We start from the raw sequence: 12,297 nt of genomic DNA on the forward strand, positions 1-12,297 counted from the left end.
CCCGCGCCCCGGAGCGGTTCCGGGGCGCGGGCGGTGGTGGTGGCGCGTACGGTGCGGGCGGCCCCGGCCCGGCGCCCCCCGCGTGGCCGCGGAGGAGTGCGGCCGCGGTCGGGCCCGCGTAGGGTCGGGAAGGCACCCGCAGTGCGCCCGCCCGGCGCGGCCGAGGAGGTGGGTCCGTGGACGACTCCGGCTTCCACGCGCTCCTCGCGGGTCTCCTGGAGGAGTCGCACCACACCGCCCCGGGGGACATCGCCCGGCTGCTGCGGGACGTGGCGCTGGCCATGGGGCTCCAGGCCGCCGACGTCTACCTGGCGGACGTCCAGCAGACCCATCTCGTGCCCCTCGACGTCCAGGCGCCGCGCCTCGGGGTGGAGGGCACGCTCGGCGGACGGGCCTACAGCACCGAGACACCCCAGACGGGCAGCGACCCCGCGTGTCTGTGGCTGCCGCTCATCGACGGCGTCGAGCGGATCGGCGTGCTGCGGCTGACCGGCACCGGCACCGACGTGCCCGACCTCGCGCACGGGCGGTCGCTGGCCTCCGTCACCGCGCTGCTGGTCGTCTCCAAGAGCACGTTCAGCGACACCCTCCAGCGGCTGGTGCGGACCCGTCCGATGACCCTGCAGGCCGAGCTCGCGTGGGCCTTCACCCCGCCCCGGACCGTCGGCACCCGCGCCGTGACGTCCAGCGCCGTCATGGAGCCCGCGTACGAGATCGGCGGTGACGCCTTCGACCACGCCCTGGGCGAGCGGCGGTTGCACCTGACGGTCGTGGACGCCATGGGTCACGACGCCGCCTCGGGGCTGTCCGCGGCACTCGCCCTGGCGGGCTGCCGCTCCACCCGCCGCCGTGGCCGCAGACTCACCGACATCACCGCCGCGGTCGACCGGACGCTCACCCGCTGGGTCCCCGAGCGGCTGCTGACCGCGGTCTTCGCCGATCTCGACGTCGCCACCGGGCGCTTCTCCTGGGTCAACTGCGGACATCCGGCACCGCTGCTGATCCGCAACCAGCACATCGTGGCGGGCGCCCTCACCCGTGAGGCCGACCTGCCGCTGGGTCTGGGGCCCCACCCCGCGTGGACTCCCCCGACGCTCCACCACGCGCAGCTCGAACCGGGCGACCAGATCCTCATCTACACCGACGGCGTCACCGAGGCCCGCTCCGAGGGGGGCGAGCTGTTCGGCGAGGAACGCCTGGTCGACACCGTGGTCCGGGCGGCGGCGGCGGGCCAGCCGGCGCCCGAGGCGCTGCGCCGGCTGATCCGCGCCATCCTCGGCCACCAGAACGGCCATCTCATGGACGACGCCACGATCCTGCTCGCGGAGTGGCACCCCCAGACGTGACCGGGGCGCCCGGGGCCGGGTGTGACGGGCATCACGGACGTTCTCGCTCGTCCGTGTCGACCGGACGCCGTGGCAGGGGCGTATGCGGGGTGAAGCAAGAGAGATCCGGGAGTGGCTGTTGACCGTCGAGGAGTTCGAAGAGTTCTACGCCCAGACGGCGGCCCGTCTGACGGGCCAGCTGTACGTGATGCTCGGTGACCTGCACGAGGCCCAGGACGTCGTGCAGGAGGCGTTCGTCAGGGGCTGGGGACGGCGGCGGCAGCTGGATCGGGACGGGCGGCCGGAGGCCTGGATCAGGACGGTCGCCTGGCGGCTCGCGGTGAGCCGGTGGCGGGTCCGGCGGCGGTCGGCGGACGCCTGGCGGCGCCGGGACGCTCCGGTGGAGGTCGCCGGGCCGGGCCCCGAGCAGGTGGCGCTGGTCGACGCTCTGCGCGGGCTTCCGGACCGGCAGCGCCGGGCCGTGACGCTGCATTACCTGTGCGACCTGACCGTCGAGCAGATCTCCGCCGAGACCGGCATGTCCGCCAGCACCGTCAAGACCCATCTGGGCCGCGCCCGCACCGCGCTGGCCGATCGTCTGCAGGACCCGCGTATCGAGGAGGCCCCCGGTGCCTGAGCCCCATCACGACCCGTTGCGGCAGCTGTTCCGGCAGGCGGCCGACTCGGGGCAGGCGAGGGCCGCCGCCCCGCCGTTCGGGCACATCGCCGAGCGGGGCCGGCGCGCCCGGCGGCGCCGGCTCGCCGGAGTCGCCGCGGCGGCGTGTCTCGTCCTGGCCGGCGGCGGCGCCGCGACGGCCGCACTCGTGACGAACCGGCCGGCGCCGGTGGTGCCCGCCACCACCCCGTCGCCCGGTGAGTCGGAGCTGCCCACCTTCGCACCGTCCGCGACCGCCTCCGCGCCGCCGGACACGCCCGCCACCGGCAACTCCACGACGCCCGGCACGACGCCGCCCGGTGGCGTTCCCTCCGGTACGCGGACCCAGCCGCCGCCCGGCGGCTCCGTCACCACCCGGCCCTGACCCCCCTCACCCGGCATGCTCGTCCACCCCGCACGCGGGGCGGTCGAGCATGCCCGCAGACACCCGAGAGAGCCCCTCCCGATGACGCTCCACCCGCCCGGAACGCGTGCGCGCACGCCCGCCGCCACCCCCCTCCGGCCCCCGAGGTCCGCTCCCGCGCCGGCGGCGCGGCCGGCCGGGCGTACCGCCGGACACGTCCGCCGCGTCCTCCGGCTCCAGCCAGGCGACGGCGAGGTGCTGACCCTGTATCTGGCCGTACGGGCCGGTGTCTGGGTGGTCGCCCACTGCACGCGCCTGCTGTTCCCCGCCGATTCCGGGAGCCGTGTCCCGGCCGGGCTCCTGGCTCCCTTCGAGCACTGGGACTGGGGCCACTATCTGCACATCGCCCGCGACGGCTACTTCCCCGCCGACCCGGGGCCCGGCGGCGGCGACAACCGCGAGGCGTTCTTCCCCGGTCTTCCGCTGCTGCTGCGGGCGGTGCACGTCGTCGTGGGCGACTGGACCGCGGCCGGCCTGCTGATCTCCTTCGCCGCGGGGGCCGTGGCCGTGGTCGCCCTGGCCCGGCTGGCCAGACCGTGGCTGCCCGACGCCGAGGGCGGGCGTCGGACGGTGCTGTTCCTGCTCGCCTCGCCCTGCGGGATCTTCCTGGCCGTCGGCTACACCGAGGCGCTGTTCCTCGCGCTGGCGCTGCCCGCGTGGCTGGCCGCGCAGCGTCACCGGTGGGCCGTGGCGGCCGTGCTGACGGCGCTGGCGACGACGGTCCGGGTCAGCGGGCTGTTCCTCGCCGCCGGGATCGCCCTGCACTTCCTGCTCGTGGCGCGGGCCGACGGACGCCATCGGCGCCGGGCGCCGTGGCTGGTGCTGCCGGCCGTGCCCGCGGCGCTGTACACGTGGTACCTCCACGCCGAGACGGGCGACTGGATGGCGTGGAAGCACGCGCAGGAGCGCGGCTGGTACCGCGACTTCCACTCCCCCTGGTCGGCGTGGTCCCAGACCTGGGAGGGGGCGTTCGGGCAGACCATGACCACGCCCTACGCGTTCATGTTCCAGGCGGAGCTGGCCGCGATGCTGGTCGGGCTCGCGCTGCTGGGGCTGCTGGTGCGGCGGCGGAGCTGGCCCGAGGCGCTGTACGTCGCCCTCACGCTCTGGGCGCTCGGCACCTCGTACTGGTACACGTCGGTGCCGCGGGCCAGCCTCCTGTGGTGGCCGTTGTGGATCGCGCTGGCCGGATGGGCGTACCGGCGGCCGCGGTTCTCCGTCGTGTACCTGTGTCTGACGGTGCCGCTGTCCGTGGTCTACGCCGTCGCGTTCATGTCGGGGCGCTGGGCCGGATAGGCCAGGGCGGTACGGCGCACGGGTGCGTGCCCGGCCGGTCGCGGCCGGGCACGCACCCGTGCGTGGCTACTTCGGCAGCCATGCCTTCCAGGTCGACTCGTTGGCCTCGACCCACTTCTTCGCCGCCTCCCGGGGCGACAGCTTCTCCTCGGCGATCATCAGGGAGACGTCGTTCTGTGCCTCGGTGGTCCAGCGGAAGTTCTTCAGGAACGCCGCGGCCTTCCCGCCGTTCCGCTCGAATCCGCTGTTGAGGAACTTCTGCAGCGGGGTGTGCGGGTAGGCGCACGCCACCTTGTCCGGCTCGGCGTCGCAGCCCTCCTTGTAGGCGGGCAGCTTCACCTCCGTCATCGGCACCTTCTGGAACAGCCACTGGGGCTTGTACCAGTAGGTGAGGAACGGCTTCTTCTCCTTGGCGAACTGCTTGATCTGGGTGATCTGCGCAGCCTCCGAGCCGGCGAAGACGACCTGGTAGTCCAGGTCCAGGTTCTTCACCAGCGCCTTGTCGTTGGTGACGTACGACGGAGAGCCGTCCAGGAGCTGGCCCTTGCCGCCGCTCTCGGGGGTGCGGAGCCGGTCGGCGTACTTGTCGAGGTTCTTCCAGTCCGTGACGTCGGGGTGCGCCTCGGCGAAGTACGTCGGGACGAACCAGCCGATGTGGCCGGTGACTCCGAGGTCGCCGCCGCGGACGATGGTCTTCTTGTCGTCGACGTAGCGCTTCTCCTGGTCCGGGTGGCCCCAGTCCTCCAGGATCGCGTCGACGCGGCCCTGGCTGAGCGCGTCCCAGGCGGGGACCTCGTCGACCTGCACGGTGTCGACCCGGTAGCCCAGTTCGTGCTCCAGCAGGTACTGCGCGACGGCGACGTTGGCCTGCGCGCCCACCCAGGACTGGGTGGAGAGCGTGACGGTCCGGGCGCCCTGCGCGGCGGCGTACGGGGAGGCCTGCTTGGTCATGTCGGCCGCGCCGCAGCCGGTCACGGCGACGGCGAGCAGGCCGAGTCCGGCGGCTCCGGCGATGATCGGAAGTCGCATGTCAGGCCTCCTTGTCGGGGGTGGTCCGGGTCGGCTGGGTCACCCGGTCGAGCATCAGGCCCAGGCAGACGATCGCGGCACCCGCGACGAGCCCGGTGGCCAGGTCGCCCTGGGCGAGGCCGAACACCACGTCGTAGCCGAGGGCGCCACCGCCGACCAGGCCGCCGATGATGACGACGGCGAGCACCAGGACGACACCCTGGTTGACGGCGAGCAGCAGGGCCGGGCGGGCGAGCGGCAGCTGGACCTGGCGCAGCTGCTGGAATCCGGTCGCGCCGAGCGAGCGGGCGGACTCCAGGGCCACCGGGTCGACGCCGCGCAGTCCCTGGGTGGTGATGCGGACGACGGCGGGCAGCGCGTAGACGACGGCGGCGGCGATCGCCGGGGCCCGGCCGACGCCGAAGAGGGCGACGACGGGGATCAGGTAGACGAACTGCGGCAGGGTCTGGAAGACGTCCAGGACGGGGCGCAGCGCGCGTTCGACGCGGGTGCTGCGGGCGGCGGCGATCGCGACGGCGAAGCCGATCACCAGCGTGACGGCGACGGCGGCGAGCACCTGGGAGAGGGTGTCGAGCGAGGCGTCCCACACGCCCAGGACGCCGATGCCGGCCATCGCGAGGACGGCGGTCAGGGCGGTTCGCCAGGTGCCGACCAGCAGGGCGAGCACGCCGACGAGCAGCAGGACCGCCCACCAGGGCAGTGCCTGGAGGCCCGAGCGCAGCGGGTCGAGCACCCACTGGGTGAAGTGGGCGGCCCAGTCGGCGGTGCCGCCGATCACCGGGACACCCGAGTAGAGGTGGGCGGTCATCCAGTCGACGACCCTGTTGACGGGTTCGGCGATGTCGAGGTGCCAGGTGCCCGGCCAGGTCGCGCGGCCCGCGAGGCGGCCGGCGACGGCCACCGCGGTCGCGGCGCCGGCGGCGACGGCCCAGCCGCGCCACCCGCGCAGGGCGGAGGTGCGGGGTGCGGCGCCGATCCGGGCGCCGGCGGCGCCGGCGGTGCGGTCGAGCACGACGGCGAGGAGCACGATCGGGATGCCCGCGGCGAGGGCGGCACCGACGTCGACCGAGGCGAGGGCCTGGTAGACGCGGTCGCCGAGTCCGCCGGCGCCGATGACGGAGGCGATGACGGCCATCGACAGCGCCATCATGATCGACTGGTTGACGCCGAGGAGGAGTTCCTTGCGGGCGAGCGGGAGCCGGGCGCTGAGCAGCCGCTGACGGCCCGTCGCGCCGAGCGAGTCCACGGCCTCCAGGACGCCGGGGTCGGCGTCGCGCAGGCCGAGCGCGGTGAGGCGGGCCATCGGCGGGGCGGCGTAGACGACGGTCGCGAGGACGGCGGCGGGGACGCCGATGCCGAAGACGAGGACGACCGGCAGCAGGTAGGCGAAGGCGGGCAGGACCTGCATGGTGTCCAGGACCGGGCGCAGGGCGCGGAAGGTCCGGTCGGAGAGGCCGGCGGCCAGTCCGAGGACGCCGCCGACCAGCACGGACGCGGCGACCGCGACGACCATGAGGGCCAGGGTCTGCATGGTGGGAACCCACATGCCGAGCAGGCCGCAGACGGCGAAGGCGCCGACGGTCGTGAGCGCGAGCCGCGGTCCGGCGACGCGCCAGGCGATGAGGCCGCCGGCCGCGGTGACGCCGGCCCAGCCGGCGGCGAGCAGGAGCAGGTAGACGCCGCGGACGGACAGCACGACGCCGTTGCTGACGTGGCCGAGGAAGTACAGGAAGACGGGGTGGTCGTCGCGGTTGTCGATGATCCAGTCGCCGGTCCGGCCGAGCGGGCCGGACAGGTCGACGGTGAGGGAGGCGGGCCAGCTGCCGCCGCCCGCGAGCAGGACGCCCAGCGGGACGAGCACGACGACGGCGACGGCGAGGGGCAGGTACCTGCGGAGGGCGGCGCGGGAGACCGCGCCCGACTCGCGCAGGGGCGCACTGACGGCTGCGGTCATGCTGCCGCCTTCCCGGTCGGGACACCGGCGACGACCGACAGCAGTTCCCTGTCGTCGACGATGCCGACGCAGCGGCCCTGGTCGAGGACCCGGACCGGGCCGCCGCTGCGGGCGACGGCCTCGATGGCCTCGGAGACGGTCGCGCCGGGGGCGAGGGCGGGGCCGTGGTCGGCCTCGTCGCCGCAGGGCGGCCGCATGGCGCTGCGGACGGTGACGACCTGCTCGCGCGGGACGTCACGGACGAAGTCGCGGACGTAGTCGTCGGCGGGCGAACCGACGATCTCCTCGGGGGTGCCGAGCTGGACGATGCGGCCGTCGCGCATCAGGGCGATGCGGGTGCCCAGGCGCAGGGCCTCGCCGAGGTCGTGGGTGATGAACACCATCGTGCGGCCCTCCTCGCCGTGCAGGCGGACGACCTCCTCCTGCATGTCCCGCCGGATCAGCGGGTCGAGCGCGCTGAACGGCTCGTCGAACAGGAGCACTTCGGGGTCGACGACGAGCGCCCGGGCGAGGCCCACGCGCTGCTGCTGGCCGCCGGAGAGCTGGCCGGGCCTGCGGTCCTCCAGTCCGCCGAGGCCGACCTTGTCGACGGCCTCGGCGGCCTTGGCGCGGCGCTCGGCGCGGCCCATCCCCTGGATCTCCAGGCCGTAGGCGACGTTGTCGAGCACCGAGCGGTGCGGCAGCAGGCCGAAGTGCTGGAAGACCATCGAGGCGCGGTGGCGTCGCAGTTCGCGCAGCCGGGACCTGTCCATGGACAGGACGTCCTCGCCCTCCATGGCGACGCTGCCGGAGGTGGGCTCGATGAGCCGGGTCAGGCAGCGCACGAGGGTGGACTTGCCGGAGCCGGAGAGGCCCATGACGACGAAGACCTCGCCCTGGTGGACGTCGAAGGAGACGTCCCGGACGGCGGCGGTGCAACCGGTGCGCTCGCGGAGTTCGGCGGGCGGCAGGGCGGCCAGTTCGGAGCCGGGGACCCGGTCGGCCCTGGGTCCGAAGACCTTCCAGAGGTTCTGGACGGAGAAGGCGGACGGCGTGTTCATCAGGCATGACCTCCCAGGAGTTCGGCACACTTCTCGCCGACCATGAGGACGCCGATCATCGGGTTCACGGCGGGCATCGTCGGGAAGACGGACGCGTCGGCGATGCGCAGGCCGTCGAGGCCGCGCACCTTCAGGTCGGGGTCGACCACGGCCTGTGCGTCGTCGGTGGCGCCCATGCGGCAGGTGCCGGCGGGGTGGTAGACGGTGTGGGCGACCTGACGGGCGTAGGCGCCGAGTTCCTCGTCGTCGGTGATCTCGGGCCCGGGGCAGACCTCGCGCTTGAGCCAGCCGGCGAGCGGTTCGCTGCGGGCGATCTCGCGGGCGATCTTGATGCCGTCGACGAGGGTGCGGCCGTCGTAGTCGTCCTCGTCCGTGAAGTAGCGGAAGTCCAGGGCGGGTTTGACCTCGGGGTCGGCGCTGGTGAGGTAGAGCCGGCCGCGGCTGCGCGGCTTGGGGATGTTCGGGGTCATCGACACGCCGTGGGCGGGCCGCTCGTAGCCCAGCCGCTCCGGGTTGTCGGTGAAGGGGACCTGGTAGAAGTGGAACATCAGGTCCGGGCCCGGGGACGCGGGGTCGCGCCGTACGAAGAGTCCGGCGTCGCTGTCCATCGCGGAGTTCTCCGGGATGGGTCCGTGGGTCTCCCAGACGATGACCGACTCGGGGTGGTCGAGCAGGTTCTCGCCGACGCCCGGCAGGTCGTGCACGACGGGGATGCCGAGCGCCTCCAGGTCCGCCTTGGGGCCGATGCCGGAGTGGAGGAGCAGCCGCGGGGTGTCGACGGCTCCGGCGCAGACGAGGACCTCGCGGCGCGCCTCGACGAGGAGTTCCGCGCCGTCCTGGGTGCGCACGTGGACGCCGCGGGCCCGGGTGCCGTCGAGTTCCAGGCGGTACGCCCAGGTCTCCAGCATCAGGCGGAGGTTGGGGCGCCGGTCCATGACGGGGTGGAGGTAGGCGACGGAGGCGGAGGAGCGCTTGTTGTCCTCGGGGTGGTACGCGAGGTCGAAGAATCCGACTCCCTCGTGGAAGGGGGCCTTGTTGAACCCCTCGACGCGGGGCACGCCGAGGGCACCCTGCGCGGCGTCGACGAAGTCGCGGGCGATGGCGTTGCGGTCGTTCTCGTCGACCGGGACGATGTTGTTCAGGAGCCGGTCGAAGTACGGCTCCATGGCCTGCGCGTCCCAGCCGTCGGCGCCGGCCTCGGCCCATTCGTCCCAGTCGGACGGCAGGGGCTTGAAGGATATGAGGGTGTTGTGCGAGGAGCAGCCGCCGAGCACCCGGGCGCGGCTGTGCCGGATGTGCGAGTTGCCCCGGGGCTGTTCGGTGGTGGGGTAGTCGTAGTCGAGGTCTCCGCCGAGCAGGCCCATCCAGCGGCGCAGGGTCAGGACGTCGGGCCGGTCGACGTCGGAGGGGCCGCCCTCGATGACGGCGACGGTGACGTCGGGGTCGTCGGTGAGGCGGCGGGCCAGGACGGACCCGGCGGTGCCGCCGCCGACGATGACGTAGTCGTACGTGGTGCTCATGGTGTGCTCTCCCGGCTCAGCCCGCGAACCAGCGCACGGGGCGCGGGGCGAGGTTCTGGTAGACGTGCTTGGTCTCGCGGTACTCGGCGAGCCCGGCGGGGCCCAGTTCGCGGCCGATGCCGCTCTTGCCGAAGCCGCCCCACTCCGCCTGCGGGAGGTAGGGGTGGAAGTCGTTGATCCAGACGGTGCCGTGGCGCAGCCGGCCGGCGACGCGGCGGGCGCGGGCCGCGTCGGCCGACCAGACGCCGCCGGCGAGGCCGTACTCGGTGTCGTTGGCGAGTTCGACGGCCTCGTCCTCGGTGCGGAAGGTCTCGACGGTCAGGACCGGGCCGAAGACCTCCTCGCGGACGACGCGCATGCCGCGGTGGCAGTGGTCGAGGACGGTCGGGCGGTAGAAGTGGCCGGGGCCCTCGGGGCGCCGGCCGCCGGCGCGCAGGACCGCGCCCTCGGCGAGGGCGGAGGCGACGTACTCCTCGGTCCGGGCGAGCTGCCGGACGGAGACGAGGGGGCCGCACTCGACGCCCGGGTCGGTGCCGCGGCCGAGGCGGATCAGGTCGGCGCGGCGGGCGAGTTCGGCGACGAACCGCTCACGCAGCGACTCCTCGACGATGAGGCGGGAGCCGGCCGAGCAGACCTGGCCGCTGTGGATGAACGCGGCGTTGAGGGCCTGGTCGACGGCGGTGTCGAAGCCCTCGTCGGTCGTGCAGGCGTCGGCGAAGACCACGTTGGGGTTCTTGCCGCCGAGTTCCAGGGCGACCTTCTTGACGCCGTCGGCGGCGGCACGCATCACCTGCGTGCCGCTGACCAGTCCGCCGGTGAAGGAGACGAGGTCGACATCGGGGTGCTCGGCGAGCCGTGCGCCGACGGTGCCCCCGGGGCCGGTGACGAGGTTGGCGACGCCGGACGGCAGGCCGGCCTCCGCGAGCAGGCCGAGCAGCGCGACGGTGGTGAGCGGGGTGAGCTCGCTCGGCTTCACGACGAAGGTGTTGCCCGCGGCCAGCGCCGGGGCGATCTTCCAGCTCGCCTGGAGCAGGGGGTAGTTCCAGGGGGTGATGAGGGCGCACACCCCGACGGGTTCGTGGACGACGACACTGTGGATGTCGGGCGAGCCGGCGTCGACGACCCGGCCGCCGCCCTCGCCGATGACCAGGTCGGCGAAGTAGCGGAAGGCGTCGCTGACGCAGTCGACGTCGACGCGTCCTTCCTCCAGGGTCTTTCCGGCGTCGCGGCTCTCCAGCAGACCGATGCTCTCCCGGTCGCGCTGGAGCAGGTCGGCGACGCGGCGCAGCAGCGCGGCGCGTTCGGCGACGGGTGTGTGCGGCCAGGCGCCCTGGTCGAAGGCCTTCCGTGCGGCGGCGATCGCGGCGTCGGCGTCCTGCGTCCCGCCCTCGGCCACGACCGCGAGGGTGGTGGCGTCGGCCGGGTCGAGGATCTCTCGCGTGGCGCCGGAGGCGGCGGCTCGCCACTCTCCGTCGATGTGGATGGTTCGTTGGTCCGACACGTCGCGTTCTGCCTTCCGTTCCCGTTACGTCCCCCACCAGTGCGGGTGGGCGACCGGGGGCGCTTGCCCCTGGGGCCGGGATCCATGCGCGACGACTCGGCGAACGTGGCGTTCGTCACTCCGGGTAGCCGGGGCGAGGACGGCGGCGCGGACGTGCGGGCCGGGGCCGAGAGCCCCGGACCGGCCGGGGCGGGGTGACGGTCGGGGCGGGGGGCCAGGACGGGTCGGGCCCGGTGGCCGGAGTGAAGCGGCGAAGGCGGTAGCCGCGCCCGTATACCGCGCGGCATACTCGGCTCATGGCTGACACGACCGTCAAGATCGACGACGCGACGCGGGACCGGCTCAAGGCCCTGGCCGACGGCGCGGGCATGTCGATGAAGGACTACCTGGCGCAGCTGGCCGTGGAGAAGGAGCAGGAGCGGCAGCTGGACACGGCGACCGCCGCGTTCCGTCGCGCCATCGCCGCGCCGGGGGTCGCGGACCGCTTCGACACCGACTTCGGCGGGCTCCCCGAGGCCGCCGGCCACCCGGTCTCCCGGGCGGCCTGATCCGGTGGAGCTGCTCGTCGACCACCGCTGGCTCCTGGCCCGCCAGGAGGACATCCTCCGCGCGGATCTGACCGTGGACGACCTGTCGGTGCTGGTCGGCATGGCCACCCGGCACCGGGTGAACACGCCGCGCCTGGACCGGGCCGACCCGGACGCCTTCTGGCGGGCCGCGGTGTTCCTGGAGGAGTGCGTCCTGCTCCGGCCGCTGCCCGCCCGCAACGAGTTGTACGGCTACGGTCTCGCCGTCGCCTACCTGGAGGCCTCCGGGCAACGCGTCGACACCGCCTACGAGCCGTGGCGCGACCTGATCCACGAGATCCGCGCGCTGCGCCTGGACGTGTTCGGGGTGGCCGACCGCCTCCGGTCCTGGCGCCTGCCCTGAGAGATCCGGATCGCCCGGAAGCCCTGCGGCGACCGCCGTGGAGGAGTGTCGATGTCCGAGGAGTCGTCATGATCACCTGGCGCCGGGTCACCGAGGCGGACTTCCCCCTGCTCCGGCGGTGGCTGGCGGAGCCGCACGTCGCCCGCTGGTGGAACCACGAGACGTCCGCCGCCGCCGTGGCCCGCGACTTCGGGCCGGTCGCCCGTGGGGAGGAGCCCGCCGAGGACTGGCTCGCCCTGCTGGAGGGCACCCCGGTGGGCCTGGTGCAGCGGTGCCTGTGGGGCGACTATCCGGAGTACCTGGAGGAGATGGCCGGGGTGATGGAGGTGCCGCCGGCCGCGGCGACCGTCGACTATCTGATCGGCGACCCGGCGTGCACCGGGCAGGGCCTCGGCCCCCGGATCGTCCGGGCCATGGTCGCGCGCACCTGGCGCGACCATCCGCAGTGCCCCGCCGTCGTCGTCCCCGTCGTGGCGGCGAACCGGGCGTCCTGGCGGGCCCTGGAGAAGGCCGGCTTCGTCCGGGTCGCCGAGGGCGAGCTGGAACCGGACAACCCGGTCGACGACCGGCTGCACTACGTCTACCGCATCGACCGGCCGGCCATCGCGGGGGCGTGACGCGGG

The 12,297-nt window shown here is 74.0% G+C and carries 12 protein-coding genes; 7 read left to right on the plus strand and 5 right to left on the minus strand.

The window, feature by feature from the left end; all coding sequences use genetic code 11:
• Positions 1 to 176: 176 nt before the first annotated feature.
• The 4 genes from ACGFZF_RS18835 to ACGFZF_RS18850 all read left to right on the plus strand — a co-directional run bounded on the left by ACGFZF_RS18835 (position 177) and on the right by ACGFZF_RS18850 (position 3,700).
• Positions 177 to 1,346 carry a PP2C family protein-serine/threonine phosphatase gene (locus ACGFZF_RS18835; protein ID WP_393555442.1) on the plus strand — a complete coding sequence of 390 codons (1,170 nt, stop codon included), beginning with the start codon at positions 177 to 179 and terminating at the stop codon, positions 1,344 to 1,346.
• A 118-nt stretch (positions 1,347 to 1,464) separates the two neighbouring features.
• Positions 1,465 to 1,962: a SigE family RNA polymerase sigma factor gene (locus ACGFZF_RS18840; RefSeq protein ID WP_356604689.1), complete on the plus strand. Its 498-nt coding sequence runs from the start codon at positions 1,465 to 1,467 to the stop codon at positions 1,960 to 1,962.
• Positions 1,955 to 2,365: a hypothetical protein gene (locus tag ACGFZF_RS18845; protein ID WP_393555444.1), complete on the plus strand. Its 411-nt coding sequence runs from the start codon at positions 1,955 to 1,957 to the stop codon at positions 2,363 to 2,365. The genes ACGFZF_RS18840 and ACGFZF_RS18845 overlap by 8 nt, the downstream gene beginning before the upstream one ends.
• 81 nt (positions 2,366 to 2,446) lie before the next feature.
• Positions 2,447 to 3,700, plus strand: coding sequence for a mannosyltransferase family protein (locus ACGFZF_RS18850; protein WP_393555446.1), 1,254 nt, complete (start codon positions 2,447 to 2,449; stop codon positions 3,698 to 3,700).
• A 66-nt stretch (positions 3,701 to 3,766) separates the two neighbouring features.
• Here ACGFZF_RS18850 and ACGFZF_RS18855 read toward each other — a convergent pair whose 3' ends face one another.
• The 5 genes from ACGFZF_RS18855 to ACGFZF_RS18875 are packed head-to-tail and all read right to left on the minus strand — an operon-like array spanning position 3,767 to position 10,744.
• Positions 3,767 to 4,729: an ABC transporter substrate-binding protein gene (locus tag ACGFZF_RS18855; protein WP_393555448.1), complete on the minus strand. Its 963-nt coding sequence runs from the start codon at positions 4,727 to 4,729 to the stop codon at positions 3,767 to 3,769.
• Position 4,730: 1 nt separating this feature from the next.
• Entirely contained in the window at positions 4,731 to 6,683 is a 1,953-nt protein-coding gene (locus ACGFZF_RS18860; RefSeq protein WP_393555450.1) for an ABC transporter permease, read from the minus strand.
• Positions 6,680 to 7,723, minus strand: a complete 1,044-nt coding sequence (locus ACGFZF_RS18865) for a glycine betaine/L-proline ABC transporter ATP-binding protein (RefSeq protein WP_393555452.1) — start codon at positions 7,721 to 7,723, stop codon at positions 6,680 to 6,682. The genes ACGFZF_RS18860 and ACGFZF_RS18865 overlap by 4 nt, the downstream gene beginning before the upstream one ends.
• On the minus strand, positions 7,723 to 9,243 hold the full coding sequence (locus ACGFZF_RS18870) for a GMC family oxidoreductase (protein ID WP_393555454.1): 1,521 nt from the start codon (positions 9,241 to 9,243) through the stop codon (positions 7,723 to 7,725). The genes ACGFZF_RS18865 and ACGFZF_RS18870 overlap by 1 nt, the downstream gene beginning before the upstream one ends.
• Before the next feature lie 16 nt (positions 9,244 to 9,259).
• Positions 9,260 to 10,744, minus strand: coding sequence for an aldehyde dehydrogenase family protein (locus ACGFZF_RS18875; protein ID WP_393555456.1), 1,485 nt, complete (start codon positions 10,742 to 10,744; stop codon positions 9,260 to 9,262).
• Positions 10,745 to 11,040: 296 nt separating this feature from the next.
• Here ACGFZF_RS18875 and ACGFZF_RS18880 point away from each other — a divergent pair, with 296 nt between their 5' ends.
• The 3 genes from ACGFZF_RS18880 to ACGFZF_RS18890 all read left to right on the plus strand — a co-directional run bounded on the left by ACGFZF_RS18880 (position 11,041) and on the right by ACGFZF_RS18890 (position 12,291).
• Entirely contained in the window at positions 11,041 to 11,292 is a 252-nt protein-coding gene (locus tag ACGFZF_RS18880; RefSeq protein ID WP_393555458.1) for an antitoxin MazE7, read from the plus strand.
• Positions 11,293 to 11,296: 4 nt separating this feature from the next.
• On the plus strand, positions 11,297 to 11,674 hold the full coding sequence (locus ACGFZF_RS18885; RefSeq protein WP_393555460.1) for a toxin Doc: 378 nt from the start codon (positions 11,297 to 11,299) through the stop codon (positions 11,672 to 11,674).
• A 68-nt stretch (positions 11,675 to 11,742) separates the two neighbouring features.
• A complete protein-coding gene (locus ACGFZF_RS18890) occupies positions 11,743 to 12,291 on the plus strand; it encodes a GNAT family N-acetyltransferase (protein ID WP_393555462.1) in 549 nt (182 codons plus the stop codon).
• Positions 12,292 to 12,297: the final 6 nt, after the last annotated feature.

The sequence above is a fragment of the Streptomyces sp. NPDC048338 genome (assembly GCF_043201055.1).
Lineage (GTDB): Bacteria > Actinomycetota > Actinomycetes > Streptomycetales > Streptomycetaceae > Streptomyces.

Excerpts from the sequence above, each read along its gene's own strand:
- ACGFZF_RS18850 (WP_393555446.1), top strand. The coding sequence starts at position 2,447 with ATGACGCTCCACCCGCCCGGAACGCGTGCGCGCACGCCCGCCGCCACC.
- ACGFZF_RS18855 (WP_393555448.1), bottom strand. The coding sequence starts at position 4,729 with ATGCGACTTCCGATCATCGCCGGAGCCGCCGGACTCGGCCTGCTCGCC.
- ACGFZF_RS18860 (WP_393555450.1), bottom strand. The coding sequence starts at position 6,683 with ATGACCGCAGCCGTCAGTGCGCCCCTGCGCGAGTCGGGCGCGGTCTCC.
- ACGFZF_RS18865 (WP_393555452.1), bottom strand. The coding sequence starts at position 7,723 with ATGAACACGCCGTCCGCCTTCTCCGTCCAGAACCTCTGGAAGGTCTTC.
- ACGFZF_RS18870 (WP_393555454.1), bottom strand. The coding sequence starts at position 9,243 with ATGAGCACCACGTACGACTACGTCATCGTCGGCGGCGGCACCGCCGGG.
- ACGFZF_RS18880 (WP_393555458.1), top strand. The coding sequence starts at position 11,041 with ATGGCTGACACGACCGTCAAGATCGACGACGCGACGCGGGACCGGCTC.
- ACGFZF_RS18890 (WP_393555462.1), top strand. The coding sequence starts at position 11,743 with ATGATCACCTGGCGCCGGGTCACCGAGGCGGACTTCCCCCTGCTCCGG.